This is a genomic window from Enterococcus sp. ZQ21 (genome assembly GCF_030053755.1).
Classification (GTDB): Bacteria; Bacillota; Bacilli; order Lactobacillales; family Enterococcaceae; genus Enterococcus_B; species Enterococcus_B lactis.
The window spans coordinates 2,181,776-2,205,780 of record NZ_CP125658.1 but is presented as its reverse complement, the minus strand read 5'-3'; the positions used below and the strand labels follow the sequence as shown (position 1 = coordinate 2,205,780).

21 protein-coding genes are annotated in these 24,005 nt (G+C 38.2%); 16 read left to right on the top strand and 5 right to left on the bottom strand.

The annotated features are described in order from the left end of the window. Positions 1-36: 36 nt before the first annotated feature. On the bottom strand, positions 37-699 hold the full coding sequence (locus QK255_RS10690; RefSeq protein WP_002290604.1) for a CPBP family intramembrane glutamic endopeptidase: 663 nt from the start codon (positions 697-699) through the stop codon (positions 37-39). A gap of 224 nt (positions 700-923) precedes the next feature. Between QK255_RS10690 and groES the strand changes: the two genes are divergently transcribed. From groES to QK255_RS10665, 5 genes are all read left to right on the top strand, one after another. Further along, entirely contained in the window at positions 924-1,208 is a 285-nt protein-coding gene (gene groES / locus QK255_RS10685) for a co-chaperone GroES (RefSeq protein ID WP_002288862.1), read from the top strand. Between the two features lie 51 nt (positions 1,209-1,259). Then, positions 1,260-2,885, top strand: a complete 1,626-nt coding sequence (gene groL, locus QK255_RS10680; protein ID WP_002290607.1) for a chaperonin GroEL — start codon at positions 1,260-1,262, stop codon at positions 2,883-2,885. A gap of 331 nt (positions 2,886-3,216) precedes the next feature. Beyond that, positions 3,217-4,623, top strand: coding sequence for a PTS sugar transporter subunit IIC (locus QK255_RS10675; protein WP_002293624.1), 1,407 nt, complete (start codon positions 3,217-3,219; stop codon positions 4,621-4,623). Positions 4,624-4,705: 82 nt separating this feature from the next. Then, the gene (locus QK255_RS10670) at positions 4,706-4,978 is read left to right on the top strand and encodes a hypothetical protein (protein WP_002293626.1); all 273 of its coding nucleotides are present in this window, start codon (positions 4,706-4,708) and stop codon (positions 4,976-4,978) included. A 14-nt stretch (positions 4,979-4,992) separates the two neighbouring features. Next, positions 4,993-5,916 carry a LacI family DNA-binding transcriptional regulator gene (locus QK255_RS10665; RefSeq protein WP_002293627.1) on the top strand — a complete coding sequence of 308 codons (924 nt, stop codon included), beginning with the start codon at positions 4,993-4,995 and terminating at the stop codon, positions 5,914-5,916. A 115-nt stretch (positions 5,917-6,031) separates the two neighbouring features. Here QK255_RS10665 and QK255_RS10660 read toward each other — a convergent pair whose 3' ends face one another. Next, a complete protein-coding gene (locus tag QK255_RS10660) occupies positions 6,032-6,784 on the bottom strand; it encodes a MerR family transcriptional regulator (protein WP_002293628.1) in 753 nt (250 codons plus the stop codon). A gap of 222 nt (positions 6,785-7,006) precedes the next feature. Here QK255_RS10660 and QK255_RS10655 point away from each other — a divergent pair, with 222 nt between their 5' ends. Continuing rightward, positions 7,007-7,363 (top strand): DUF1827 family protein, encoded by a 357-nt coding sequence (locus QK255_RS10655; RefSeq protein ID WP_002293629.1) that lies wholly within the window; start codon positions 7,007-7,009, stop codon positions 7,361-7,363. 226 nt (positions 7,364-7,589) lie between these two features. On the opposite strand, the gene QK255_RS10650 is transcribed toward QK255_RS10655, so the two are convergent. Continuing rightward, complete coding sequence (locus QK255_RS10650; RefSeq protein ID WP_002293631.1) at positions 7,590-9,131, bottom strand: helix-turn-helix domain-containing protein; 1,542 nt, start codon at positions 9,129-9,131, stop codon at positions 7,590-7,592. Positions 9,132-9,571: 440 nt separating this feature from the next. Here QK255_RS10650 and QK255_RS10645 point away from each other — a divergent pair, with 440 nt between their 5' ends. The 7 genes from QK255_RS10645 (at position 9,572) to nadE (ending at position 17,818) form a co-directional block, all read left to right on the top strand. Then, positions 9,572-12,367 (top strand): L-type lectin family protein, encoded by a 2,796-nt coding sequence (locus QK255_RS10645; RefSeq protein WP_283341545.1) that lies wholly within the window; start codon positions 9,572-9,574, stop codon positions 12,365-12,367. A gap of 73 nt (positions 12,368-12,440) precedes the next feature. Next, positions 12,441-12,737: a hypothetical protein gene (locus tag QK255_RS10640; protein ID WP_002293634.1), complete on the top strand. Its 297-nt coding sequence runs from the start codon at positions 12,441-12,443 to the stop codon at positions 12,735-12,737. Continuing rightward, a complete protein-coding gene (locus QK255_RS10635) occupies positions 12,727-13,299 on the top strand; it encodes a hypothetical protein (protein WP_002293635.1) in 573 nt (190 codons plus the stop codon). Before QK255_RS10640 ends, QK255_RS10635 begins: the two co-directional genes overlap by 11 nt. 23 nt (positions 13,300-13,322) lie before the next feature. Then, the gene (locus QK255_RS10630) at positions 13,323-13,946 is read left to right on the top strand and encodes a hypothetical protein (RefSeq protein WP_002293636.1); all 624 of its coding nucleotides are present in this window, start codon (positions 13,323-13,325) and stop codon (positions 13,944-13,946) included. Between the two features lie 106 nt (positions 13,947-14,052). Next, a complete protein-coding gene (locus QK255_RS10625; RefSeq protein ID WP_002293637.1) occupies positions 14,053-15,081 on the top strand; it encodes a WxLIP family cell surface protein in 1,029 nt (342 codons plus the stop codon). A 428-nt stretch (positions 15,082-15,509) separates the two neighbouring features. After that, positions 15,510-16,982 carry a nicotinate phosphoribosyltransferase gene (locus QK255_RS10620; RefSeq protein WP_002291453.1) on the top strand — a complete coding sequence of 491 codons (1,473 nt, stop codon included), beginning with the start codon at positions 15,510-15,512 and terminating at the stop codon, positions 16,980-16,982. Positions 16,983-16,993: 11 nt separating this feature from the next. Next, positions 16,994-17,818, top strand: a complete 825-nt coding sequence (gene nadE / locus QK255_RS10615) for an NAD(+) synthase (RefSeq protein ID WP_002291454.1) — start codon at positions 16,994-16,996, stop codon at positions 17,816-17,818. Between the two features lie 74 nt (positions 17,819-17,892). On the opposite strand, the gene QK255_RS10610 is transcribed toward nadE, so the two are convergent. Further along, positions 17,893-18,783, bottom strand: a complete 891-nt coding sequence (locus tag QK255_RS10610; protein WP_002291455.1) for an ArsR/SmtB family transcription factor — start codon at positions 18,781-18,783, stop codon at positions 17,893-17,895. Between the two features lie 201 nt (positions 18,784-18,984). Between QK255_RS10610 and QK255_RS10605 the strand changes: the two genes are divergently transcribed. The 3 genes from QK255_RS10605 to QK255_RS10595 all read left to right on the top strand — a co-directional run bounded on the left by QK255_RS10605 (position 18,985) and on the right by QK255_RS10595 (position 22,439). Then, positions 18,985-19,986, top strand: coding sequence for a glycoside hydrolase family 43 protein (locus QK255_RS10605; protein ID WP_002291456.1), 1,002 nt, complete (start codon positions 18,985-18,987; stop codon positions 19,984-19,986). Positions 19,987-20,003: 17 nt separating this feature from the next. Beyond that, positions 20,004-21,242, top strand: a complete 1,239-nt coding sequence (locus QK255_RS10600; protein WP_002328937.1) for an oligosaccharide MFS transporter — start codon at positions 20,004-20,006, stop codon at positions 21,240-21,242. Positions 21,243-21,359: 117 nt separating this feature from the next. Next, a complete protein-coding gene (locus tag QK255_RS10595; RefSeq protein ID WP_002291458.1) occupies positions 21,360-22,439 on the top strand; it encodes a GntR family transcriptional regulator in 1,080 nt (359 codons plus the stop codon). 157 nt (positions 22,440-22,596) lie between these two features. Here QK255_RS10595 and QK255_RS10590 read toward each other — a convergent pair whose 3' ends face one another. Next, a complete protein-coding gene (locus QK255_RS10590; protein ID WP_283341544.1) occupies positions 22,597-23,997 on the bottom strand; it encodes a sugar porter family MFS transporter in 1,401 nt (466 codons plus the stop codon). Between the last annotated feature and the right edge of the window lie 8 nt (positions 23,998-24,005).

Here is a 24,005-nt window from a genome sequence, read left to right as displayed (position 1 = left end):
ACCAATCTAGGATGACAGGAGTATTTCTAATCATGTTTATACCAGTCCTTTTTGGACAGCTAATTGAACAAGAACAACTAATGTGTTCATTCCTACGTGTGTGATCATTGATGTCCAGATCCGACCAGTAGCTTTGTACTCTAGGCTGAAGAAGAAACCTAAGAAAAAGTAAATCAGCAAATGACCATCATTATGAGCAAACGCAAACAGCAAAGAGCTGATCACTGCCCCGACCCAAAAATTTGAATACCGGCTGATGATCCCCAGTATGCTGCGGCGGAATACGAACTCTTCCATGATGGGGCCTGCAATAGTTGTCGCCAAAATAAAAGCAGGTGCTTCCATGATCATCTGGATGATATTTTGTGTATTCTCAGAAGGGGTTGCTTCGCCAAACAATACAGATTCCAGCATGACAGCGATGCTTTGCAGAAGCAATGCGACAAAGATCCCAACTAATCCATAAATAACGATCTTTGGAACAGAAGCTTTTTTTACTGCTGATTCGATCGCTAAAGGCTCACGTTGCTTAAAATAAAAAATAGCTAGGACAACCGCGCCCAATATATACATGACTGCAGTTGCTGTGATCAATTCAGACGTAGATTTTACAAGTCCTATCGAAGCGAGGATCAAGGGTGAGATAAAAATTAAACCATAGCAAAAAATGCTGAGGAAACTATATTTTTTTAAAGACATGTAATTCCTCCTTTTAAGGGATAACAAGCATGCAAGGCAAGCTTTTATCGATTGATTTCAATTATATCATAATTTCAATAAGCAACTGTCAGAATAAAATTTCTTTTCTTTGATTTAAAAGCTTGCAAAAAAGAGGGAGAATGAGTATTATTAAAAATGTAGGTTAGCACTCGAAGGTTAAGAGTGCTAACGAATTAAAAAAAGAGTTATCGGAGGGATTTATCGTGTTAAAACCATTAGGTGATCGCGTCATTATCGAAGTCGCAAAAGAAGAAGAAAAAACTGTCGGAGGAATCGTTTTAGCTTCTGCAGCTAAAGAGAAACCCCAAACTGGGACAGTTGTTGCAGTCGGTGAGGGCCGTTTGTTGGAAAACGGTGAAAAAGTTCCTGCCGCTGTGAAAGCAGGCGACCAAGTTATGTTCGAAAAATACGCCGGTACAGAAGTAAAATACGAAGGAAAAGAATATCTGATCGTCGCAGGAAAAGATATCATGGCGATTGTTGAGTAAATTTTGAAGATAGAAAAAATAATCAAAAATAATCGATGAGGTGAATCAATCATGGCAAAAGAATTGAAATTTGCAGAAGACGCACGCGCAGCTATGTTACGCGGGGTAGATAAATTAGCAGATACAGTGAAAGTAACATTAGGACCTAAAGGCCGAAATGTCGTACTAGAAAAATCTTACGGCTCTCCATTGATCACAAATGATGGTGTGACGATCGCAAAAGAAATCGAGTTAGAAGATCATTTTGAAAACATGGGTGCAAAACTTGTATCAGAAGTAGCATCAAAAACAAATGATATTGCCGGTGACGGAACAACGACAGCAACTGTTTTGACACAAGCAATCGTTCGCGAAGGTTTAAAAAACGTAACTGCAGGTGCTAATCCTCTAGGCATTCGCCGCGGGATCGAATTGGCAACAAAAGCCGCAGTGGAAGAGTTGCATAATATCTCAACTGTTGTTGATTCAAAAGAAGCCATTGCACAAGTAGCAGCTGTTTCTTCAGGTTCTGATAAAGTTGGACATTTGATTGCTGATGCAATGGAAAAAGTTGGAAACGACGGTGTCATCACAATTGAAGAATCAAAAGGAATCGAAACAGAACTAGATGTTGTAGAAGGTATGCAATTTGATCGTGGTTACTTATCACAATATATGGTAACAGATAACGACAAAATGGAAGCTGTTCTAGAAAACCCATATATCTTGATTACAGACAAAAAAATCTCTAACATCCAAGACATTCTGCCATTGTTAGAACAAATCTTGCAACAATCACGTCCATTATTGATCATTGCTGACGATGTAGATGGCGAAGCATTACCAACGCTTGTTTTGAACAAAATCCGCGGAACATTCAATGTAGTAGCTGTAAAAGCTCCTGGCTTCGGTGATCGTCGTAAAGCAATGCTTGAAGATATCGCTATTTTGACAGGTGGTACAGTAATTACTGACGATCTAGGTCTAGAATTAAAAGATGCAACAATCGAAAACTTAGGAAATGCGTCTAAAGTCGTTGTAGATAAAGACAATACAACGATCGTAGAAGGTTCAGGAGAAAAAGAAGCCATCGAAGCGCGTGTGCAATTAATCAAAAACCAAATTGCTGAAACAACTTCTGATTTTGACCGCGAAAAATTACAAGAACGCTTAGCTAAATTAGCAGGCGGTGTAGCTGTTGTTAAAGTCGGTGCAGCTACTGAAACAGAATTGAAAGAATTGAAATTACGCATTGAAGATGCATTGAATGCTACACGTGCCGCAGTAGAAGAAGGAATGGTCTCAGGTGGTGGTACAGCTCTAGTGAACGTTATCAGCAAAGTTTCTGCTGTAGAAGCAGAAGGAGACGTGGCAACAGGTATCAAGATTGTTGTTCGTGCCTTAGAAGAACCAATTCGTCAAATCGCTGAAAACGCTGGTTATGAAGGATCAGTGATTGTTGATAAATTGAAGAACGTAGAACTAGGTACTGGTTTCAACGCTGCTACTGGAGAATGGGTAAACATGGTTGAAGCAGGTATCGTAGACCCAACTAAAGTAACACGTTCTGCCTTGCAAAATGCCGCTTCCGTTTCTGCCTTGTTATTAACAACAGAAGCAGTCGTTGCAGATAAACCAGAACCAGCAGCACCAGCAGCTCCTGCAATGGATCCATCAATGATGGGCGGTATGATGTAAGAAAAGCACCTTGCTTATCTAGCGTAGCCCATTATTTGAGAAAGATAGATAAAAAGTAGAAAAGGAAGCGAAATACTTCCTTTTCTACTTTTTTTGTATACTTATTCATAATAAGTGTTATTTAAATGGTATCATTTGCTTTTGCGAGTAGTTGGAAACTATACTATTTATAAAGGATTATGCATATTTTTTGCATTCGCATAGTTATTTATTTTATCTGATAAAAACAGATAGCCAGATAGGAATAACTATGCTATATTTATAATATCATTATAATGTATGCGTATTCAAAAAAGGAGCTTTGGTAACAATAAAAACAGGAGGAGAAAAAATGAATGGATTAATGAGTTGGATGGAGAAGTATATTTTGCCAGTTGCAACGAAAATCGGGTCGGAGAAACACTTGGTTGCATTGAGAGATGCTTTTATTGGTACGATGCCAGCTACGATGGCAGGAGCAATTGCTGTTTTACTGAACGCATTTATGCGGGATTTTCCGAATACGTATCTAGGTGAAGGGAATGCAATCACGACATTTTTTACCCCAGTCATTGGCGTAAATGGATTGATCTGGAATGGTACTTTAGCTATTATGGCAGTGGTCTTTGTCTTATCACTAGGAGCGAATCTAGCGAAAGCCTATGAGGTCGATCCTGTCTCAGGAAGTATTGTTTCTCTGGTTGCTTTTATTATCGGCTTACCCGATGCAGCAACAGCGGTGTTGACGTTGCCCGAGAAGCTTTCGCAAGACGCAGCAGATTTGATTACTTCTGCAGGTGGTGTGATTGCTGGAACGCCAGACGGAGGACAAACGTTATCAGTAGGCGCATGGGGCTATTTTAATTTTGGTAAATATATGGGTGGGTCTGGTTTGTTCACTGCTATGATCTTTGGATTTATTTCTGTCATTATTTTTGCGATTCTGATCAAGAAAAAGATCATCATACGGATGCCGGATTCTGTGCCACCTGCTGTAGCAAGAGCTTTTGCGGCAATTATTCCTGCATTAGTTTCTTTATACGTCGTTGGAGTGATTAATTATATCTTTAGACAAACAGCTGGTGAGCCGCTGATTGACTGGATTTCTGAAGCCATCCAATCTCCTTTGATGAACTTGTCACAAGGTTACGGAGCGGTCTTTATCATTGTTCTTCTTGTGCATGTTCTTTGGTTTTTTGGTCTTCACGGCACAAATATCATGTCACCTGTTTTGCAGACCTTATATGGTACCGCGATGGTCGAAAACACGAATGCCTTTCAAAATAATGAACCCATTCCTTTCAAATGGGTGGCAGGTTCTTTTGAAGCTTTTGTCTGGCCGGGGGGAGCTGGAGTCACGCTGGTGTTGATCGTTATGATTTTATTTTTATCTAAACGGGCAGATTATAAAACGGTAGGAAAGTTGGGGCTTGCACCAGGAATCTTCAATATCAATGAACCAGTGATGTTTGGTCTTCCTGTTGTGTTGAATCCGCTGTTGATGATTCCGTTCATCTTGGCACCTCTTGCGACTGCAACGATCGCCTATTTTGCCACGATGGCTGGGCTTGTTCGTCCGGTTGTAGTAAATGTGATCTGGGTCATGCCAACGATCATCAGTGGATTTTTAGCTACTGCGGGAGATTGGCGAGCCATCGTTTTAACAACCATTAATTTAATAGTAGCTGCTTTGATCTGGGCGCCATTTATTTTAGCAGCAAACCGCTTAGATCTAAATTTAGGTGAACCAGAGGAATAGAACTTTTCTATTGCAAAACAAACTCCTTGATATGAGACGCGTTTCATACACTATACTCAAAGTATCAAAAGGAGGGCTTGCAATGAATACCTATGTAGAGATAACAGATGGCACAACGAACAATTATTTTTATGCGTTTGTCGAGTTTAAGGGTTCCATATTAACGTTGTACAGTTTTCAAGGGCTGAATAAGAATATAGTAAAAGAAATACCGATGAATGAAATCGAAACGTTGACAAAAGATATATATTGGGGTGGCCAGCGGATCAGTTTTTCTCATGATGGAAAAATGTATCAGTTTTTTGAATGCGGTCCAGCTGTGGTAGACTATTTACAAGAAAATCTTTTTGTATAGGTGGCGAAGCAGCAGTGGCAAATATTCGAGATATCGCAAAGCTCACAGGTTATTCAGTTTCTACTATTTCACGTGTGATCAATGGACATCCATATGTAGATGAGGAAAAAAGGAAAGAAATACTTGCGGTCATGAAAGAAGTCGATTATATCCCTAATGCAAAAGCCAGACAGTTGAGTTATGGAAAAACGAAAAGTATCGGAGTAATCTTGCCTTATACCAACCATCCGTACTTTGATCAGCTGATCAGTGGGATCATTGAAGAGGCGTTTGACTATGATTACAAAGTGACGCTTTTACCGACGGGTTATCAGAAAGAAAAAGAGCGAAGCTATCTTGAAGAATTTGCAGCTAAAGCGTTCGATGGTTTGATCATCACATCTCGTGCCAATACACTAGAAGATTTGCTGGATTATCAAAAATATGGTCCTCTAGTTTTTTGTGAAGAAATCAAGGAAAAACAGGCAAGTTGCGTCTTTATTGATCGAGAACAATCGATTACAGAAGGTCTTTCTTATTTGAAGCAGCAAGGGGTAAAACGATTGGGCATCACATTGGGGCGAAGTGGCAGGCTGAGTTATAATTCAAAGATCACTTTGCAACTATGTCGTCGACTTTTTCCATTTTTTGATGAGTCACTTGTTTTTTGGGATTGCATAGATGCAGAGAAAGGAAAACAAGCAGGTATCTTTTTTAAAGATCATAGAGTTGATGGGGTCTTTACAAATTCGGATATGGTCGCAGCAGGCATCTTGCAAAGCTATCTGCAAGATAAGACACCAGTGGTGATTGGACGCGATAATTTGCTGATCAGCGAGCTTCTTGGCTTTCCAACGATCGATCACCATCTGGAAGCTTGCGGAGAAATGGCTTTTCAATTGTTTCTTACAGAAAAAAAGGATAAAGTGAAAATACCTTATACGTTTATTCAACGCTGAATTTTGGCAAAACACTTGTAAAAAATGAATCAGACACCAAATGTTAGTATAAAAAATCTAACTTTGGTGTCTGATGTTTTGTTGTTCGGTCGTTTTTGTCGGATCATGTAAACTATTATGCCTTTTTTTGGATGATTTCATTTAATGCTTTCGCTGCACCTTGACCACTTCGTTCGTCATAATATGCAGTGAATCGTTCATCGGCTTCGTACATCATCCCTAATCCTTTATGCGCTTCTGGCTGATATTCAGACCAGCTGTAAGATAACCACTTCTTATGAGCTTGAAAGATGCGATCTGCTAAGTTTTCATCTGCAGAGGCTTGTAAATAAAGAGTGAGATCAGCTAACATATGCTTTTCAACAGTTTGCATTTCTTCATACGTTTCTTTATCCATATTCATCCATTTTTCGTTGGATGCTGTAACCTTTTCTTCCCCGTATTTTTGTCGAATCTCTTGTCCATAAGTTTCTTCATTTTCTTTCAATTTTTGTTGTTTGAACCCTTCAAATTTTTCTTTATCACTCATTTTTCTTCCTCCTTCGTACCTATCAAGTGTTTGTTGGACAGTTGCCAAGAGGATGTCGATTTGTGCCCGTTTTTCTAGAAGCATCTGCTGATGTTCGATTAAAGCTTTCTGGTGGTCAAAATGCGGATTATCTAAGATTTCTTGAATATCCTCCAACTTGAATGCCAACGTTCGATAAAATAAGATATGTTGCAGACGATCGACTTCTTTTTTGCCATAAATCCGATAGCCTGAGGAATTGATCCTAGCTGGCTTTAGCAGTCCAATCTCATCATAAAAGCGCAAGGTTCTCGGACTGACTCCCGATATCTCTGACATTTTCTTTATTGTGTATTCCATTATTTTTCCTCCTGACAAATGTAAGCATAATCCTTTACGTAACGAGAAGGTCAAGAAAAAAGTGTATTTTTTTCTCATAAAATTATGTTATACTATTAAGTGATAAAAGGTAAATCCTTTTGTTTTTTAAGGTTCAATTGTAACCGATTCCTTCATGTTGGGGACGACGGGGAATATATATGGGATTGAATCTAAATCGACTATATAGAAAAGAGGAATGAGATGAAGCTAATCGAAACACCTGTGAATAGTAATTTAAATATTAAGACATTTTATCCTAAAGTAGTAGAATTTTTTTTTGGGAATACGGCCATTAATTATTACAAATTATTTTCGTTAGATCGGACACAGTTGCTGCTAGTGGACACATATGACAAAAAGCAAGTTGTGATGATCAATACGAAGAAAAAAATCACAAGGCAAGAAATCGACTATGCGATTCATCACGTTTTAAAAATGACACGGGAAGATGTCAAAGTCCATATAGGAGTGAAACAGGAGCTGGAACGTGCCGGAATACAATTCAAACGTCCAAATAAAGATATTGTAGTTGTTGAGCAAAAGAATCCGATGGATTGATGTCCTAATTTATGCTAAACCGCTCCATACTTATGATGTATACAGTAAAAAAGAGGTCGTAAGCCTGCCGTTCAGCTCCGAGTCACAAGAAACAATTTCAAAAAACAGTTTCTTATGTTTTATGGATATTGTGACTTGTGACCGAGGAGTTGGCAGGAGAACACCGTTTATTCGGAAAAAAGGGAATGTGACAGACTTTTGTCGCAGCCCTTTTTTTGGTGTCCAATTATACGAACAGTTGTGGTTTAATTGACGGCAGCTTTTTTCTTTCAGGTCTTTTTAAAAGCAAGTGAAATTTCTTATTTTCATGAGCTTTTTTCAATTCAAGGTATAACTTGACATAATCTGTCTTTCCTTCCAAAAAATTCACTACATAATAACTTGTATCCGTTTCTTTGGGCATAAGATGTACAGAAGAGACGATTAGAAAATCAATGGGTTGTATTTCTTCATAGGATAATTCCTTCAGTTCGATAAAGGACAAGTCTTTTAAAAAATTCTTGATATCTTGGGTAAAAAAATAATTTGTTTCCATCACTAAAGAAACTTGTAACTTAGTTGAATTTTCATTGTCCTCGCAACATTGCAAAGTCAGCCATGCAAATATTTCAGCTAAATCGTTACAGCAAATAGAAAGCCATTGATAATTATGTCGACGCCCCAACTTATTCAAGAAAAAGGTAAAATGCTCTTTTAAATAGTAATAACTTGAAGACTTCTTTTTATGAAAGTAATTCATTAGAAAGAAGAGTGTCGGTACACGCTTTGGAAAAAGATAATAACAAAAAAGAATATTAAATAAATGGAGGTGAACAATTTGATTGTGTTGAAAAACACGGTCATCAGGAAAAATCTCAGTTTGCCAATAATTGTCAAGTTCTTTCAATAAGGAAGAAAGCAGCTGTCCTTTTTTGTCGAATATGTCTAAAGCTTCATTAAGAGTAGGATTCTCATATTGAAAGGTCGGTGCATAAAACACCATAAATTGTGCAAAACGAAATTCACTATCTTGATGAGAGGCGGGAATAGAAAAATGTTCACCAAAAAGGCATTTTATTCGATGATCATTACTAAAAACTGCTTCGCTATAGCGAGGGTCATCCTCTACATAGTGACCTTGTGCAATCCGCTGAGTGGTAATCCCAGCAAAAAGACAAACTTCTTTTTTTCCTACGAAACTCCAATTTAAAGATGTATGCTTAGTAAGTTCAGCCAATTTTTTTAATAACTCAGATTTTGAGACGTAAAAAGCATAATCTTCATTTCCGCGAGAAGCTGCCCAAAGAATATTGAATAATATCAAGCGAATCAAGCGTTCGTCTCCTTTGAAAGATAATTGGCTGCGATTAAAAATGACATCGAATTCCTGTACATAATCGGCTAATGACTGCAGATGCCGCATAGCAGAAGCACGACTAATGAAATTTTCTTGGCAGAATTCCATCAGATTTTTCTCTGGATAGAAAAGAGAAGATTTCATCGCGCGATAAGGGAGGCTCTGCTGGATAAGATAGGAATAATAATAATCATAGTTTAAATCGATTGGCAGATTCTGATTGATCTTGTTTTTTGACAATAATTTGAATCCAGAAAAGCAAAAGTCATCAAATTCATTCTCCATTTCATTCAATATATTTTTTACGACACTAGAAGATAAATCAAGTTTTTTACTGATTTCTTTGATAGTTAATTCATGTTGCTCCTCCAATAGATGAAAAATTGCTAACTTGCGGCGTTCTTTCTGGGTAAACACAATATTGAAAAACATAGGACCTCCTTTTTGATTGCTTATTTCTTTAAATAATTAAAAATACAAATATTTTATAAACTATTATTCAACTCTAGATCATTTCTAGATACCTCTTCATTTTTCTTTATATCCGCTTAAATTATATTTTTCTCATTTTTTTGGTTTTATTCCCATTTTATTGTCTCAAATTTGATCGATAAATACAATTTATTTGAGAAAACACTTCCATTTTTTATGAGTTAATGTTTTTTATTAAGTTGGTTGCTACCTTTTATTATGGATTTAATGGCTGTTTACGGTATTTTTTTGTTATTATATTTTTTAACAACCTCTTTTTAATCTATCTGCAATCTTATTTTAATTAAGTTAAATTTTAGTTGTCGGATAAAAGATGAGAACGACTATATCGGAGCTTTTTGAAAAAATCTCACTAATATTCAAGAAGGGGAAGAGAGGAAATGAAAAAAACGAAAACTGTCTCACATTATGGCAGTGTAGTTTTTATGGTTGCTGTCCTATTTTTATCGCAACTTACGGGACTGTCGCAAATCGCTTTTGCCAAGACTGAGTCTGAAAAAGTAGTAGCTGATGAACATGCGAATATTGTGATCGATTACGAAATGGATGAGGAACTGAAGCAGATACAATGGAGTATGACATATGAGAAGCATGCAAAAGATGAAGCTGAATATCAAATGCAATTTAAGCTGGAAATAGTTGAACACGAAGGATTATTACTGAGAGAAAGCATTCAGGAAATCGAACGAACCTTTGGAAAAGTAGGACCAGTTGATGAGGAATGGTACTACGCAGGTGATTTTTCTTCAGAGAATGAGAGAATTGAAATCGTTTTTAAAACCCTCATAGTAGAAGAATACAATCAATACCATCTAAAAATTACGCCAAGACTAATGAAACAAACAGGAGATGAATTAGAAGAGATATTCATCGGTGACCAGACAGAGTACGTAGTCGCAGTCGATTTATCGGAAAATACTGCCGTACCTGAAATAAATGGGGAGCCTACTGAGATTTCTGATAAGCCAGAAGCATCAAGAGAAGAACCAGTGGAAGAAGCTCAAACAGAAGCGGAAGAAGTTGAAAACTATGCCGCTCCCAGTATATTAGATCCCAATTTGAATGGTGCTTTTGCAGATGCTATTCCTTTAAATCACTTGTTTGCAAGACCAAGTCATATTTTCACACTTGCACCTAATGTCGCAACATTAGATCAAGACTACCGATTAAGTTATATGACGCCTTCAAATTTGAGTTCATTGCTATATAACAGAGGGCATATGGTTTCAACAAGTTCTAATAGGATTGATTTTACGAACATGTCTACGGATATCGGATTTACAAGTTATCTCTATTTTGATGAAGATACAGAGGGAATCACGTTCTTTCTTCATGATGGGAATCCTACTAATTTGTTTTTCAGCAGACGGGGTATCTACAATATGTATGATCCTACAGCAGGGCATTCACCTAAGTCATTAGGAGCGTATTATCACCCAGACCTTTTGACAGGTATAGCTCCTATTGATAAGTATATAGCGAATGGAATGATTCTTGAATTCGATAATAAAATTTCTACTGGCCCTCTTCTAAATATCAATGCATTAGGAGATCGAGAATTCTCTGGTGCCCATATTGCAGCAGCGCCTTCAGGTAGTCCGATTACTAAATCTTTTAAAAAAGACTTTGGCATAAACAGTGAATTTTCGACTAACAGCTGGTGGAAATTGGATATCAACATTACCCCAGCAGGGATGCTTACCTTTACAATGGAGGATCTGCGCCAAACAGGAGGATATGGCATAACAGAAGGCACCATCAATATCAATGACTATTTTACCAATCTTCCATCGAAGAAACTATACTGGGGATTCACTGCGACTGCTGAATTTTCTCTTCTTAGTCCTCGTGCAGATGCAGCAATCTTTTTAACCAATCCACGATTTGAGGTCCAAGGGGAATTGGTGCATGAAATTACAACGCAAGAGCAAGGCGTGATGGTGAATGTGAATGGCAAAAAAATCCCTATCAATACAGAATTGGAACACGCAGTTACATTTTACAACGAAGAAGGCGATGGTAGTATCTTCCTTAATCCTAGTGAAGATAATGGCATCACTATCTTGACTTCTGATGAAGAAGAAAGCAAATCCAATCCTTTTGAGTTTACTGAATTAATCTTATCAGAAGATGGCTATCAACCATATTTTACGTATCAAGAACTAGATAGTAACGGTGAAAATGCTACAAGAATAGATGTAAATGCTTTTTATGATTCATCCACCCAGCGCTTTTATCCAGAGGAAGCTATCGAGATTCCTATAGGAACAGAAGTGACGTTGCATTACAAAACAAAAGTAAAATCAGAGTTTCAAGGGCTTGAATATCATAACGTCTATGAGCGGGTAGAGTTTATTGGGAGAACAGGCACTACAACCGGTGAGTATTATCATGCTCAAGTCGAACATGCAGTTGAATACGAGATCCAGCGTGAACCTAACCACCCACCAGAAATTGACAACTTACGAACGGCAAATGAAACGTTTGGCGAAAAAAATACATTTATTGATTTTCAAGATCCGTTCCATTTTACATTTGATTATCTTGATCCAGACTTAGATCGTTTGTATTACAGCGTATGGATCAATGATGAGTTATTGATTGAAAATCAGATAATCACAGATGCAGAAGAAGAATTCAAAATGCATCAATCACGAGGGTTCAAAATCGATCTAAAAGATTCAGAAGGTGTTTTCGAACTAGGAGAAAATACAATCAAGCTCACCCTTACTGATAATCGACCTATCAATGATGAGATCACTTATCTAGAGCTAAATGGAACCTTCACTGTTGAAGGATTTATCGGATTTGAATTCGTGACAGAAGAATACAGCTGGAAGTATGCTCGATCACAATTGCCAATGAACAGACAAGCACAAGCTCGTGAAGAAGGGATGCGTGTTGTTACTAGAAACACGTTGAATACATCGGATTCATATAGAGTGACCGTATCCGCTGAAGAACTAAATCATGTGGATATGCAACATGCGATTAGTGAAGAGTATCTTGTGTTCAAAAATGAATGGGGAGAAATCGCACTTTCTGCTTTAACGCTTGAGATTGACAAAAAGTATGAATTTTCGGAGGAAGAAGGGCTATTGCTGCGGCTAAACAATCAAGAGGCGTTAGGCGTATATTCTGGAACGATCACGTGGAAAATTGAAGATGTGTTATAGCAAGAAGCTAGCTTTGAAAGGGGGGATCGTATGGCTGGCTAGATACTAGAAAAAAAGTGGAAAGGAGAAAACAATGAAATCAAAAACCCGATACTGGATGATTTCTGTTCTTCTTCTACTCCTGTTCTCGTTATCGATGCCAGTGGTGAATGCTGCTACCCAAGCTGGTGAAACGCATGCAGTCATAGAAATCAATGAACGGGAGATAGGAAAGCAGACTGAAAAGGGAGAAGAAAAACAGAAAAGCAGTTTTCCAGAGGCAAATGAAGCAAAGGCAGGATTGATTTCATTTGTTGGGACGCTGTTGATTATCGGCGTTATTTTAGTCTATCGTCATCAAATACGTGGAGGCGAAAAACATGAAAAATAGATTTTCGCTAGCGTTATGGAGTGCATTATTCATAGGAATGTTTAGCTGTTCTTCTGCTGTTCACGGACAGACCGAGGGCACGACTTCTCTGAAAATCGTTCCTTTGAATGAACAATTTCCACGGATGCTATACATTGATGATTTACTGTTCGTATCGCGCTATACAGATGAACACAATCAAATCCATCGAGAGAGCAACGATTTATCGATTACCTTTCTTGATTCTCGAAAAGAGAGCACAAAATGGCAACTACAACTGAAAACAGAAGACTTCCGTTGTAAAAAAGATGGCCATCTTTTGACTGCCGATTATCAATTAGGCAGAGGAATGTTCAGCGGAAAGAACGAAGAAGCAGTCGAAGGATTGGAAGCTTTCGAATATGATCACCAAGATGCAGGAAAAGAGTATCGTACGATCATCCAGTCAACAGGAAACAAAGAACGTGGAATCGTTACATATACGATTCCTGGCGAGCAGTCAACACTCTCTTTTCCTGAGGGGACATCTAGTGGTCATTACTACTCGAAACATTATTGGCGATTTGTGAATGCAGAATTTTGATGAGAAAAAAAGGAGGACAAAAAATGAAAAAATTAGCAGGGGTTTTAAGTACAAGTGCGATGTTATTTACATGTTTTGCACCAACAGTCATGGCAGCAGAATTTGATGAACCAATGGATGGAACGACCAGAGTGGAGATTACTGACTTTTTAGTAGAGGATGGACTTCCAACTTATCCAGGGATTTTTATACTAGATTCTGTTCCTGATATCGATTTTGGTGAACATACGGTTGCGCAAATCAGCGCAAACACAACTGTCAATGGTACTTTTGATGGCGCATTGCAAGCTTCCGATTTTCGTCCGCTAGAAGCCAGCAAAACAGAAGCTTTAGAATTGATTAGCGAATACACTGGTGTTGAAGATACAACAGAGCTGGCAGCAGCTTGGGAGAATGCTGTAGTTGCGGGAGACTGGGTATTGACAGTCAGTGCAACAAACTTAACAGATGATATTGCTTCTGCTCTTACGATCAATGGAGAAAATATATTAGAATCTGCAACAACTCTTCCGATATCTTATGTTTCCGGTACTTTTGATCATATAAATGAACTCACATCAGAAGCGCCAACACTAACAATCAAAGCGAATACACCGGTTGGAGAGTATACTGGGACAGTTACTTACACAGCAGTGGATTCGATCTAACAGCAGTATTTCAAGTAAAATAATTTGTTTTACTTGAAAACAACCGCAAAAGGATGGAGCGGATAAGCTAACTCCATCCTTTTTACATAAAATGGAGGGATGAAAAGTGAGACGACATTTAGTATTGGTTTTGATAACTTTGTTAATACCGCTAGTTTTTCCTGGAATCGTCGTTTTTGCTGATGAAAATCATGGAGCAGACTATAGCGTCCATCCTATTTTACCGGACAATCAGCGAGAAGGACGTTCATTCTTTGATTTACGAGTAGAACCTGGAACAAAACAGACACTACAGATCCAGATCAATAATTTTTCTGATCAGGAGCAAACGTATTTTATCAATGTCAATACAGCTCAGACAAACGGAAACATAGTGATTGACTACGGACAAAATGAATTACCAGAGGAGTCAATCGTTCAGCAACCCATCTGCGCATTGGTCGATTATCCAAAAGAAGCAGTGATCCCAGGGAATAAAGCAGGAGTCGTTACTTTAGAAGTACAAGCACCTGATACTTCCTTTGATGGAATCTTATTAGGCGGGATCCAAGTGAAAAAAGATTTTTCAGCTGAAAAAGAAGAAAGTAATCAGCCTTTTTTTAGCGAATACGCTTATGTGGTTGGGTTGATGATGAGCGCAAATGACAAGGAAGTTGTGCCGGATCTGAAGTTGAATGAGGTACGTTCCGAAGTGATCACCAACAATGCTGGTGTGGTTGCTGTGCTAGAAAATCCTCAACCAATCAATATCAAGGGAGTGACCGTTGAAGCAACTGTTCATTCAAAAGGACGGGAAGAACCGATAATGACACGAAAAATCGAAAATGGTGGTATTGCTCCTGAATCAGTTTTTGCTATGCCTATTTATCATGGGGAAGCTGGAAATACGAAACCTTTAGAATCGGGGGATTATCAACTTTTAGTCGAAGCACAAGATGAGACAGGGCAAAAGTGGTTGCTGACAAAAGACTTTACGATTACGAAAGAACAAGCAAACTCAGTCAATCATGAGGTTTTTACTGTAGAAAATAATACAAATTCTTTGTTGTATATCATTATCGGGGCCCTAGCAGCAGTTCTTTTAGTCGGTGGTTTCTATGTATATCGCAGAGGAAAGAAATTCCGCAGAAGGTGATTCATATCGAATATTAAGTGAAATCTGGTTTATAAGAAGTAGTAAAGATAAGAGTAGGTGCTGTGACAAAAGTCTTGTTGCAGCCCTTTTTTCCGGATAAACGGTGTTCAATCAGCTGTCCTTCGGTATTAGCTCAACAAACGGCAAAATATGAGGAACTATTTTTCCGTTTGTTTCTCTAATACTCAGGTCAAAACGCTGATTTCACAACCTCTTTCTTAAACGGTGTTCAAAAGCCAGTTTCTCGGTATTAAGTCCAATTTATGCAAAATGTGGAAAGCCATTTTCACAAAATTTTTCTTAATACTCGAAACTAAGCGGCTTTTTCACAACCTCTTTTTCAGAAAATAATGAAGATTTCTTTTCCTATCAATTTTTTTTGTTATAATAGGTAGGAAATGAAAACTTGCCAAGAGGAGTAATACAAGATGAATAATACTTACCCAGACGACAGTTTGACGCTGCATACGGATCTATATCAAATCAATATGATGCAGACATACTGGGAATTAGGTCGAGCTGATTTACATGCTGTTTTTGAATGTTATTTTCGAGAAATGCCTTTTAACCACGGGTACGCGGTTTTTGCAGGATTGGAACGGTTAGTCAATTATTTAGAGAATCTGACGTTTAGTGATTCTGATATTGCTTACTTACGTGGCTTAGAAGTCTATCCTGAAGGGTTTTTGGAGTATTTACAAAATTTTGAATTTAAAGCAACGGTTCGTTCTGCTCGTGAAGGTGAATTAGTTTTTGCAAATGAACCATTGATCCAAGTGGAAGGTCCTTTGGCACATTGTCAATTAGTAGAAACAGCACTGTTGAATATGGTCAATTTCCAAACGTTGATCGCGACAAAAGCAGCTCGCATCAAATCTGTGATCGGAGAAGATCCGCTCTTGGAATTTGGGACTAGACGAGCACAAGAATTGGATGCGGCAGTCTGGGGAACTAGAGCGGCATATATCGGCGGAGCAGATGCTACAAGCAATGTACGTGCTGGAAAGATATTTGGGATACCAGCTAGCGGGACTCATGCGCATTCGTTAGTCCAATCTTATGGAAATGATTATGAAGCATTTATGGCGTACGCTAAAACCCATAAAGACTGTGTGTTCTTAGTCGATACTTATGATACGTTGAAATCAGGTGTGCCAAGTGCAATCCGCGTAGCAAAAGAATTAGGTGATAAAATCAACTTCCAAGGCGTACGTATCGACAGTGGAGATATGGCCTATATATCTAAGCGTGTTCGGGAACAATTAGATGCAGCTGGATTTACGGAAGCAAAAATCTATGCTTCAAATGACTTAGATGAAGCAACGATTTTGAATTTAAAGATGCAAAAAGCTAAAATTGATGTATGGGGTGTCGGAACAAAACTGATCACTGCTTATGATCAGCCAGCCCTTGGTGCAGTATTCAAACTAGTATCAATTGAAGATAGCGAAGGAAATATGGTGGATACGATCAAGTTATCAAGCAATGCGGAAAAAGTGACAACTCCAGGAAAAAAACAAGTATGGCGTATTACTCGAAACTCTGATGGGAAATCTGAAGGAGATTATGTCACATTATGGGATGAAGATCCTCGAGAAGAAGAAGCTATCTTTATGTTTCATCCAGTGCATACGTTTATCAATAAAACTGTTCGGGATTTTACCGCTCGTCCCGTTTTACAAGATATCTTTATCGAAGGAAAAAGAGTATACGAACTACCCGTGCTAAACGAAATCAAAGAATATACAAAAGAAAATCTAGATTCACTATGGGAAGAGTACAAACGAGACTTGAATCCGCAAAAATATCCGGTCGATCTATCTACTGAATGCTGGAACCATAAAATGGCTACGATGGAACGAATGAAAAAAAGCGTAGCAGAACTTCATACAGAAGCATAGGAGGAGAATAAATGAGCCTGCAAACAGAAATCATCCATGAATTAGGTGTCAAACCAACAATTGATCCAACAGAAGAAATTCGTAAAAGTATTGATTTTATGAAAGCTTATTTGAAAAAATATCCGTTTCTTAAAACCTTCGTATTAGGTATTAGCGGAGGTCAAGATTCTACTTTAGCCGGTCGTTTGGCGCAACTAACGATGGAAGAAATGCGTGAAGAAACGAAAGATGAAAGCTATCAATTTATCGCTGTTCGTCTTCCTTATGGTGAACAAGCAGATGAAGAAGATGCAAAAGCTGCCCTTGACTTTATCCAGCCTGATGTCAGTCTGCGAGTAAATATCAAACCTGCTGTTGATGCACAAGTACAAGTATTAAGTGAAGCAGGTGTGGTAATCAGCGATTTTAACAAAGGTAATATCAAAGCACGACAACGAATGATTACACAATATGCCGTAGCCGGAGAAAGAGCAGGAGCTGTATTAGGGACAGATCATGCTGCAGAAAACATCACTGGTTTTTTCACGAAATTTGGTGATGGAGGAGCCGATATCTTACCATTGTTCCGTTTGAACAAACGGCAAGGGAAACAATTGCTTCAAGCATTGAATGCACCGGAAAAGCTATACACAAAAATTCCGACTGCAGATCTTGAAGATGGAAAACCAATGATTGCGGATGAAGTCGCACTAGGTGTTACGTATAACGAAATCGATGATTATCTAGAAGGAAAAGAAGTTCCCGCTCAAGCACAAGAAAAAATCGAAGCGTGGTGGAACAAGACGCAGCATAAACGTCATTTGCCAATTTCTGTTTTGGATGATTTTTGGAAATAACAATAAAATAAAAAAACAGCCGTCCCTTCATAGGGATTGGCTGTTTTTTCTTTATAAAATAGAAAAGAAAACTATCAGCTGTAGTAAACTTTTAATTTGATATCCTGGTCGTAATTACCGAATCCTTTACCAAATAAAGTACAGCCACCTACATGTTCGGCATCTTCTTTTACTTCAATTCGCAAATGCCAAGTGTCTTGATCTTTAGGAATGTCGTTGATCGTGATGTTTGACAAAGGTTCCCCATTCATATTTGTCAAATGTTTGGTGATTCGGATCGTCTTCAGCAAGCCGTATTGATTAAGATTATCTGGATACCAATCAGGCGTATATTTCCCGCGGATATCAGCAAAATCTCCAGGGCTCGTCCATGTTCCTAGCTCTACGCCATTTAGGCTGAAAGTGATATCGGAAGGCCAATTGTCATTTGAAAAAGGAAATTCAGAAGAAATTTCCACAGAAACTTCCAACATTTCTAATGTATCCTCTGCATTCAAAAAATTAGGTGACTGATACTCGACAAACCCGCTGGTAAACCAGAGGATACGAGCATCCATCCTTCGAGGATCCACAAAATAGCGTGGTTCATCCACTTTTCCAATAAAGTCATGGATCGTCGCTAAACCACATGTCGGTTCAATTGCATAATTCGTATAGTGACCAATAGGTATCGATGTTTCTTTCGTGTCAAAAGCATTGAATATTTTTTCTGGGAAACTGATATCTATTTTATCGACACGAAGGCTCGAAATTTTTTGTTGTCCTATTTTCTCTGTTTTGATGATGTTCGCTTCTTCTAACTTTTTCACGTGCATCGTCGTGATCGCGCTGCTTACTCCAAGTTCTTTTGCCAAATCTTTGACATTCATCTTCTTTTTGGAAAGCAGCTGAATGATCCTGATTCTTGTCTTGCTAGCTAATGCTTCATATACCGGTAAGGATTCCTCGTTTATTTGTAGTTGCATAATTTTCCTCGCTTATTTTTCTGTTAACTATATATTAACACTAACATTAATATAGTCAATCGTTTTATAAATTAAAGCTTTTATTATTAACTTTTATATTAATTATATCTAATTTTTATTTTTTAATTAACAAAAATATTATTGACAACGCTTTCTCAAAGAGTTAACATTCATTTATAAATTAATTAAGGAGGAGACACAATGACAGTTGAAGTACAAGAAGAAGTAAAAATCAAAGAGATGAATGAGAATTATCGAAAACCGCTGATTATTCAAAGGGCAGATCCATTTATCTATAAACATGAGGACGGATATTATTATTTCATTGCTTCTGTACCTTCATACGATCGTATTGAATTACGCCGTTCAAGAACGATTGCTGGTCTAGCTTATGCAACACCCCGTACAATCTGGCGAAAACATGAGACGGGCGAGATGAGCAAACTAATCTGGGCTCCAGAGATCCATTATATTGCTGGAAAATGGTATATCTATTTTGCTGCAACGCATACAGAAGAGATTATTGATGGATTGTTCACTCATCGAATGTATTGTTTAGAGTGTGAAGCGCAAGATCCGATGGTAGACGAAAATTGGCACGAAAAGGGTCAAGTGGTGTCGCACTTAGATACTTTTTGTTTAGATGCCACAGTGTTTGAACATAATAATCATTTATATTATGTTTGGGCACAAAAAGACAATGCTATTGAAGGAAATTCTAATTTATATATAGCAGAAATGACTAATCCGTGGACATTGAAAACAGAACCAGTTATGCTGACAAAACCAGAATTTGCGTGGGAATGTAAGGGCTTTAAAGTGAATGAGGGGCCTGCAGTATTGATGCGGAATGGAAAAATTTTCATCACTTATTCTGCAAGCGCTACCGACGAAAATTATTGTATGGGAATGATTTATGCTGATTTGGAATCTGACTTATTGAAAAGAGAAAATTGGACAAAGGTGACAGAACCTGTTTTCCAGAGCGACCTTTCTACACAACAATACGGACCTGGACATAATTCTTTTACTATTGCAGAAGATGGAGAAACAGATATCCTGGTTTATCACTGTCGGGACTATACGGAAATCAAAGGTGATCCGCTATACGACCCGAACAGACACACAAAAGTACAAGCTTTTGGTTGGGGTAACGATGGTTTCCCAATTTTTGGCAAGCCGCTTCCATATTTGAATGACTAAGAGAAAGAGGGAGAATCATGAAAAACGAATCGAATCATTTTTGGAGCTTTGCGGGAACCCATTTTACGTATTTCTTTATCTGGGCAACAGTTTTCGGATTTTTGTCGTTATGGCTGCAGCAAGTAGCAGATCTTGACGGAACGCAAGCAGGTATCATCTTTTCGTTCATGGCATTCGTTTCTTTGTTTTACCAGCCGATATTTGGGATATTGTCGGATAAATTAGCATTCAAAAAGAATCTATTGATAACTATCACGATAGCTGGAATGTTCATTGGCCCATTTTTCCAATGGCTCTTTATTCCTCTTTTATCAATCAATACTTTTTTTGGAGCGATCATCGGCAGTATTTATCTAGCTTTTGTTTTAAATGGTGGCGTAGGAGTAGTTGAGACTTACGTTGAACGGGCAAGTTTAGTGAATAAATTCGAATACGGACATTCGCGTTTAGGCGGTTCGATTGCTGGCGCTGTTGCGGCATTCGTAGGCGGAATTATCTTTACGCAAAATCCTAATTCTATTTTTTGGCTTTGCTCATTTATGGCGACAATCTTAACTGGATTAGTGATTTTTGGAGATAAAGTAAATCTTAAAAGCAGTGAAGTACCAGTAGAGGAAAAAAATGAAGTGACCAGAAAAGAGATTTTCACTTTGTTTAAAAATAAAAACTTTTGGCTCTTGTGTCTATTCTTTGTTGGGACAGCCGCTATCTATGATGTAGTAGATCAGCAATTTGCTATCTACTATCGGACTTTTTTCCATGAGGTATCTCAGGGAACAATCATCTACAGTCGATTGCTTTCAATCCAAGTAGCATTGGAGGCGATGATCATGATCCCAATGCCGAGCCTTATCAATAAAATCGGTGCGAAAAAAGGGATGATCCTGTTTGGCTGTTTGATTTTTATAAGAGTGATGCTTAGTGCATTGGCTCCCAACTGGATCGTATTGTCAGGTGCCCGATTGATTGCAGCCGTAGAAATGCCACTGCTTCTTGTTTCCGTTATGAAATATATTTCTGGCGCATTCGATTGGCGATTGTCAGCAACTGTTTATCTTCTAGGGTTTAATTTCTCCAAGCAAATCTCAGTTTTTGCATTCTCTACTATTGCTGGAAAAATGTATGATAGCATAGGATTTAAAGAAACATATATTTTTCTAGCAGTATTGGTGCTCGTAGTGACGGTTGTTGGTGCGATTGGACTAAAGAATCCAGATAAAAGAATAACACCAGTTGGTTTAGAAAAAGGAATATAGTTTCCTAAAAACAGGAGAAAGAAATAATTAGAAAGAGACAACTGGATATTTCCAAGTTGTCTCTTTCTTGTGTATAATGGATACATATGTACGTACAAATAAAAAGGGGCAAGGTAAATGGCAAAATATCAAGATATTGCAGAAGAGATAAAACAAAAGATCCTTCATGAGGAATACGAAGTAAATACAACCATTCCCTCAGAATTCAAGCTGCAAGAAATATATGACGTCAGCAGACATACGATTCGGCAAGCAATCGCTGTGTTGGTAAATGAGGGCTATCTGCGTAAAGAAAAAGGATCGGGCACATATGTAGATGACAGCTATAAGACAGAAAAAGCACCATTGAACAGAACAAAAACGATCGGTGTCATCACCACATATCTCTCTGATTATATTTTTCCGTCGATTATCCGAGGAATCGAAAATGAATTACGAAAATCTGGGTATTCATTGCTTTTAGCCAGTACGAATAACGATCACGAATTGGAGAAAGAGTGTTTGAAGAAAATGATTGCTTATGGGGTAGATGGTTTGATCGTTGAGCCTACGAAAAGTAATCAGTATAATCCAAACTTAGCACTTTATGTTGCTTTAAGAGAACAAGGTATTCCGATGGTGATGATCAATGCTGCTTATGAAGAGTTAAATGCCTCTTATATTTGTTTAGATGATGTGAAAGTCGGTTTTATGGCAGCAGAATATTTGATAAAAAAAGGACATCAGCGTCTGTTGTTCATTACAAAAATCGACGATCTTCAAGGAAAATACAGGATGAAAGGTTTTATCAGCGCGTGTGAACAGTATAATGTGCGATTTTTGACAGAAGATATCATTACTTTCACCACGGAAACACGAGAAACGATTGCTGAAAAAACAGTACAACGGTTGAAAGAAGAACAAGCTTTAGATGGCATCATTTGCTATAACGATCAAATAGCTAGTTTATTGCTAGATAAGCTGACAGAAAATGGCTATCAAATTCCAGATGACCTATCGATCGTAGGAACAGACGATTCTTCTTTAAGCCATTTAGGAAATAAAAAATTGACAACATTGACGCATCCAAAAGAAAAGTTGGGACAAGATGCCGCACGGTGGATCGTCACAACGATTGAAAAAGGACAGGCACAGCCGAATATTCTTTATGAGCCTGTACTAGTTGAACGGGAAACAGTAAAAGAAAACGAAAAATAAGAGACGGGTTTTTACCGCCTCTTATTTTTTATATCAATTTGAGACTGTGGCAAAAATCATCAAACATGAGAAACTGTGTTTTGAACTTGTTCCTTGTGACTCGGAACTAAGCGGCTCCTCTTGTTTCTTGAAGTTGCCTACTTCTGTCACAACCTCTTTAAGAATGATGGATAGAAATACGTTTAGGATAAGTTTTTTTAGATGCACTTTGTTCGATTTCCTCTAAAGATTTCCCACGAGTCTCTGGTACGATCTCTTGAATAAATAAAACCCCTAAAAAGCAGATGATCCCAAAAATACCGAAAACGATTTCTTGAGACATAGAAGCAGTCATCACAGGAAAAAGCAAGCCGACTAGGAAAGAACCAATCCAATTGAAAGAAGAGGCCAGGCCAGATGCTCGCCCGCGGACAGCTAGTGGGAATATTTCGCCTACGATTACCCATGTCAGTGGAGCCCATGTGCAAGAATAAAATGCGACATAAAGACATAAAAACAAGAGAATCAACAACGAATTTGTATGAGCATCCAGTACAGTTCCTAAAACAGCTGGTAGGATGAAAGAAAGTCCCATCACGCTACCGCCTATTTTCAATAAAGTTCGCCGATTGAACTTGTCTGCAATAACCAAAAAGAGCAAAGAACCAGCAACTAAAATGATTCCTTGGATGATCGGCCACATCAATGCATCGCTCGCTGCATGCCCAGTCGCTTTTTCTACGATCAGTGGAATATAGTAAAAAATAGCATTAGCTCCTTGAAATTGCTGGAATACTGCTACACCAATACCGGCAATAACTAACGAACGATACTTTTCTAAAAATAAAGTATGCCAAGAAGTTACGGTTGTCTTTTCTTGTTTGACATTCAGCTGGATTTGTTCAAATTCCTGTTCAGCTTCGTTTGGTGTCCGAATATAGTTCAATACTCTTTTTGCCTCTTCCAAGCGACCAGATTGCACAAGAAAACGCGGTGACTCTGGTAGAGCTAAAACGCCGAAAAATAAAATCAGTGCAGGGACAGCAGCGAGTCCTAACATCACGCGCCAAGCCATCGTTTCAGGTAACCCTTTTAGCAAATAATCTGCAACATAGGAAAGGAGCATGCCAGAAGCAATCATCACTTGATTGATCCCTGACAATCTTCCCCTTAGTCTAGCAGGAGCCATTTCAGACATATAAGCAGGAACTAGGGCAGATGCAGCGCCAACAGCTAAACCTAGAAGAATCCTTGCTGCAATCAGAAAATAAGAACCATTGTGAGGGGCAGATGCAGAAAGGACAGAACCAGCCATAAAAATAAGTGCAGAAAGAAGAATCATTTTTCGTCGTCCAAGCTTATCAGAAAGAAGACCAGATAAAGAGCCACCAAGGATCGCACCTAACATGACCGAAGACGTGATCCATCCTATCAAAGAAGCCTTACCTGCCAAACCCCAATCATGTTGTAAAAAAGGTAAAGCGCCGGTCATAACACCAATATCATATCCAAATAGAATGCCGCCAAATGCGCCAAAAAAATAAATAAACGATGAGGAAACTTTTTTTTCTTTTTTCATAAGTATTC